Origin of the sequence: Methanosarcina sp. A14 (genome assembly GCF_001729375.1) — an archaeon.
In the GTDB taxonomy this organism is placed as follows: domain Archaea; phylum Halobacteriota; class Methanosarcinia; order Methanosarcinales; family Methanosarcinaceae; genus Methanosarcina; species Methanosarcina barkeri.
The window spans coordinates 1-5,008 of the sequence record NZ_LZPK01000066.1; the positions used below are offsets into that span (position 1 = coordinate 1).

Here is a 5,008-nt window from a genome sequence, read left to right on the forward strand (position 1 = left end):
AATATCCTGGTTTGAAAGTGCTATGAAAATTAGAAGAGTGGCAGTGACAGAATACTTAAGGAATCCCCAATACACGTTAAATTAATTCAAATATTTGAAAGTTTGGAAAAAACAATATGCTAGGAGCCAACTGCGTAACTCCTATTGTGTGATATCTGTCTCATTATGAAATGATATTTGACTTAATATGCTATCCAAATGTTCCGGCAAATTTTGTAGGCAAATTCTATAACATCTTTCATAATTCTACAATATCTTTTATATAATATATTTAAAGTGCTAAAATTATGTCTCCTAAAATTGAAATGTTTGTTGAGAGATTTAGTTCTGTGAAATTTCTCTTAAGGACCAGTATAGTTCATTCAACAAGTAAAAAATTTTCCAATCTGATTGTGAATGAAACTGAATTCAAAACTAAAAAGACCATTCTTTCCAGCACGCCTTATTTTATAAAAGTAGAATCCACTCCAAATTGTTTCCTTAAATGTCCAAAATGTTGTCATGGTAGAGGAGAATTAAAAAACGAAGACAATGAAAAAATGATTCTAACGCTTGATAATTTCAAGAAAATTATAGATCCATTTGCTGACAACATTTTCGGCGTAAATCTTAGCCATCGTGGGGAGCCACTGCTTAATCCATATTTGTTCCAGATAATTGCTTATTGTCATGAAAGAAATATTGGAACAATATTCCCTACTTCTTTCTCTATGAAACTTTCTCAGAAACAGCTTGAGCAAATAGTTACTTGCGGATTGGATCACCTTATTGTCTCTATAGATGGTATTACACAGGATGTTTATGAAAAATACAGGCGGGGAGGAGATTTAAATCTCGTTTTGAAAAATGCCTCTGCTTTAATAAATATAAAAAATAAGTTAACTTCTAAAACTCCTTTCATTGAATTTAAATTTATTCTATTTGACCATAATTCTCATCAATTAAAGGATGCTGAGAAACTGTCCATTAATATGGGTTTTGATAAATTTACTGTAGTACTGGATAACTCGTCTCCCGATCTAGCTAAAATTCAAAGTCAAATTAAAGCTAAAAAGTCGGCTAAAAAGAAACCGTGTTATTGGCCGTGGAATAGCATGGTAGTATACTGGGATGGAACGGTTTCTCCGTGCTGCGGGGGACATTATAATATGGGAAATGCATTTGAAACTCCAATTGACTCAATCTGGAACAACGAAAGATATCAAGAATTGCGTTCTTCTTTCGCTGAACAAAAATCTGACAAATGGAAAATTTGTTGGCAAGACTGCTGGCCTCACTAAAGCAATCGTATTGGAGGCATTCTCAGGAAATCAATCCGTTCTAAATTCTCCTATTCTAAATTTTTCTGTGAATGACACTTGATTTTGTCCGAATTATAGTGAAACTCAGAGAGATTCATATCCTAAAGCGCGGATTCAAGCTCAGTTTCTAAAAATAGTCATCAACTTGACTCCGCACCAGATCAAAGCTCAAATTCACTTTTCCACAGTTTCCATTTCGGATTTTAAGTCCTTTTCCAATTCTACTTTTGCAAAGCTATAGCTTGTGGGAAGTTCCATGAAAAAGGCTGGTGTTGCATCAAGAGCAGCAGTTCCGTTCTCAAGCTCGAACTCAAGAACATGCCCACCTGCACTCCTGTTTTCAGTAATGAAATGAAGATGATATCCTGGAACATTGATACTGGTCACGTAGTCCGGTGTCCGGAAACCCACCAGTGTACCGCTTACATTTTCAAATTCGAAAACAGTCTGATTTGCGACAACATCCGCAAGTTTACGGTACGGTGGTTCCTGCTTTGGCAAGCTTTGTGCTCTCAGGTACGAAAAGTTTCCATCAATTTCAACAGCATAAAAGAAGTTTTCCGAAGGCAGGTTCAGGTCCAGGTACTGCTCAAGTTCTGTCAGGTTCATTGGCTTTTCAGGCCTAAGGGTTTTGTCGGTTTCAAAATAGGTAACCGTGGCAAATGGGATGGTCATATTTTCAGATATGGAATATGTAATCCCATCACTTTTTACCTAGTAATTTTAGAAAACAAACCGTTTAAAAATCTCCGAGTATCTGCAATACGATTCTTCTTACTTTTTCAATCCTGTCAAAGTTAATGTACACAATCTGCTGCCAGGTTCCAAGAGTAAGGTCTTTTTCAATAAAAGGCACTGTAAGGCTCGGGCCGATAAGCATAGCTCTTAGATGCGAGCCTCCATTATAATCTCCCCAGGTTTTGTGATGGTGATAGTCCCTGTCAAGAGGAATTAGCTGATCAAGCGTTTCAGAGACATCTTTTGAGAGATTAGGCTCAAATTCCATTGTAGTTATTGCTCCGGTTGACCCAATACAAAAGATCGTAACCGTTCCGTTTCTTATTTTTGATTTTTTTACTTCTTCTGAGATTATTTCGGTTATATCAACAATTCCACAGTCCTCTTTTCCGGTTACTGAGATTTCTCTTGTTTCCACAGGCATGAAAAGATCATTGATGAGTCGTATTGATAAATTTTTCTAAGTATCTGAGAAATCTCCTTTTAGTCTTGCTACTGCTGCACTGCTTCTAAAGAGTAGAATCGATGCAAAAATCAGGAAAGAGTATGGGGAGATACATTTTCAGATTCTATAATGCCAATTACCTTAACTTTTATTATTGAAGGTAATTTGGCGGCCCTCTTTGGTTTCACTGCTCGAGCTGGTTCCACTGGCATGATTGGTCTCATTATCCTTGGCCTCATTATCATTGCTGGTTTCATTATTCTGGCTGGTTTTGAGAGCCTGGCTGGCCTCGAGAGCCTGACTGTTTTCGAGAGCCTGACTGTTTTCGAGAGTCTGGCTTGTTCCACTTCCCTCGTGGGCTCCAAGGTCTAATTGACCATCGGGATAGCCTTCATCATAGCCGTGTATGTAACCTTCATTATAGCTACTATTATCACCTAAGCCACCTTTGACATCATAATATTTGCCATTGAAAGCAGCCTGATAGCTGTCTCGGTAGCCATCTTGGTAGCCGTGCCGGTAGTCGGGAGAACTCATGCTCGGTATTATTACTCCTAATATCAAAGCTAGTACGACAAAGACTGCCAGTAAAACTCCGCCTACTTTAATCCAGTTTTTATTATTCGGTTCGTTTATCAATCAACTTTCCCTCGGCAGATTATTAGTAATAGACATTCACATATCAAATAACATTAACTAGTTAAATAATATTAATTAGTTAAATAATATTAATTAGTTAAATAATATTAATTAGTTAAATAATATTAAGTAGTTAAATAATATTAAGTAGTTAAATAATATTAAGTAGTTAAATAATATTAAGATTATGTCAATTCCGGGCAAAGTCTTTTATATCATATGCAGAAAATTTACACGTCGTTTAAAAGTCTGATTAAGAGCTAGTGTCCAGAATATTTATTTTTAGTCTTTATATAATTATGAAAGGGACTAGAGATGATGTATTGTCTTAATATTAACGCTCAATAATTAAATTGCCATGACAGTAGTTTGTTTTGTGTTAATTCTTAACGTGTATATTTCTTTTGATTTTATTCTCTCAATCAGTTATTTATGCCTGGTTAAATCTTATTTTTTAATAGGAGTTTTGACATAAGATCATACTGGTAATTTTGATCTGGAACTCCAGGCCATCAGATAAAGTTATCAGTGACGGCTATATACTTTTAATATCTGGTGATAAGTCCCGACTAGTATTAAATTATATAGGTAGTAATTATTTACAACACATTATAATCTGTCAAATATTTTTATCCTGAATAATGTAATAGTGTAAAAATATATTCTGAATAATGTCCTTCAGGCTTCAAATTCTGAAATTAACTCATGAAATAGCTTAATTAATTCTAATTAAATTATCCTGTATATGAATTTTTATTTTTTTGTTGCATAGTTATGACAAAAGTACCTGTAGCAAATGTCTTAAAGAGCAATATCTACCCTATATTTTGGTCCTTAATTCAAAAAATATAGAATCCATATTTAAGGGGTTAAAATACCTTTGGTTTTGGGCGAAAAGATATTATGCCAGTACAGCAGGACTTTCTGCCAATATTTGCAGGATTCTATTCTACTTCTGCAGGATTCTATGTCAACAGCAAGACTCAAGGCGGGAGATATGAAATATATATGAAATATAGTACTGTTATTTTTGATTTTGATTATACATTAGCTGATGCAACGAGTGGTATTGTTTCAAGTTTCAACTATGCCTTTAGCAAGCTGGACATTCCCTGCTTTGATCATGAAAGTATAAAAAGAACTGTTGGATTACCACTCGACAGAGCATTTATTCAGCTAACAAACAACGAAAACAAAGTTTTGATAGATCGTTTTCTAAGCTTGTTTCGGGAAAAGGCTAACGAGGTAATGTCCAGAGAGACAATGTTGTATGCTGACACAGTAAATACATTAGAACGATTAAAACAGAATGGGCTCAATACAGGTATCGTAACCACAAAACATCATTTTCGAATAGTTGAGACTCTAAACCAGTACGGGGTTCTGGATTTAATAGATATTATTGTTGGAGGAGAGGATGTTAAAGTCCCCAAACCGTCTCCAGAAGGATTATTGCTTGCAATTGACAGCCTCAACGCACAACTTGATAATGTGTTGTATATTGGAGATAGTCTGATTGATGCTAAAACGGCCCTGGCAGCAAATGTTGATTTTGCGGCCGTGACCACAGGAACGACAACGGAAACTGACTTTTCACGATATCCGTATGTAAAGATAGTAAAAAGTTTATCCGAACTTTTTAGCGAGTAAAGACTATTTCTTTTATTTTTAGATTCTCAGCGTGTACTTAACTTGACTATATCACATTACAAGGTAAAGCGTCATCATTAGACCTCGTATGCCAAAGATATCATTAGTAGTGAAATCGCTAACAGCGATTGAAGTAACTGTCTAATCTGACAAAGTCAAGTTATATAAAAATAGAAAACATTGTTTCGAATCTGAGGTTCTATTGTTAGAAGACACTTTTTATTGAGACAAGTTT

General features: G+C 35.2%; 4 protein-coding genes and 1 pseudogene. 2 read left to right on the forward strand and 3 right to left on the reverse strand.

What is annotated here, in order from left to right; translation table 11 throughout:
* Positions 1-287 precede the first annotated feature (287 nt).
* Positions 288-1,280, forward strand: a complete 993-nt coding sequence (locus A9239_RS04275) for a radical SAM/SPASM domain-containing protein (protein ID WP_048155304.1) — start codon at positions 288-290, stop codon at positions 1,278-1,280.
* A 195-nt stretch (positions 1,281-1,475) separates the two neighbouring features.
* Here the strand turns inward: A9239_RS04275 and A9239_RS04280 are convergent.
* The 3 genes and pseudogenes from A9239_RS04280 to A9239_RS04290 form a co-directional block, all read right to left on the reverse strand.
* Positions 1,476-2,003, reverse strand: a pseudogene (locus tag A9239_RS04280) (acetolactate decarboxylase); the annotation flags it as partial.
* Positions 2,004-2,040: 37 nt separating this feature from the next.
* On the reverse strand, positions 2,041-2,463 hold the full coding sequence (locus tag A9239_RS04285) for a secondary thiamine-phosphate synthase enzyme YjbQ (RefSeq protein ID WP_048118078.1): 423 nt from the start codon (positions 2,461-2,463) through the stop codon (positions 2,041-2,043).
* Between the two features lie 162 nt (positions 2,464-2,625).
* The gene (locus A9239_RS04290; protein WP_048118075.1) at positions 2,626-3,123 is read right to left on the reverse strand and encodes a hypothetical protein; all 498 of its coding nucleotides are present in this window, start codon (positions 3,121-3,123) and stop codon (positions 2,626-2,628) included.
* 903 nt (positions 3,124-4,026) lie between these two features.
* Here A9239_RS04290 and A9239_RS04295 point away from each other — a divergent pair.
* Positions 4,027-4,773, forward strand: coding sequence for an HAD family hydrolase (locus tag A9239_RS04295; protein ID WP_203397930.1), 747 nt, complete (start codon positions 4,027-4,029; stop codon positions 4,771-4,773).
* The last annotated feature ends 235 nt before the right edge of the window (positions 4,774-5,008 follow it).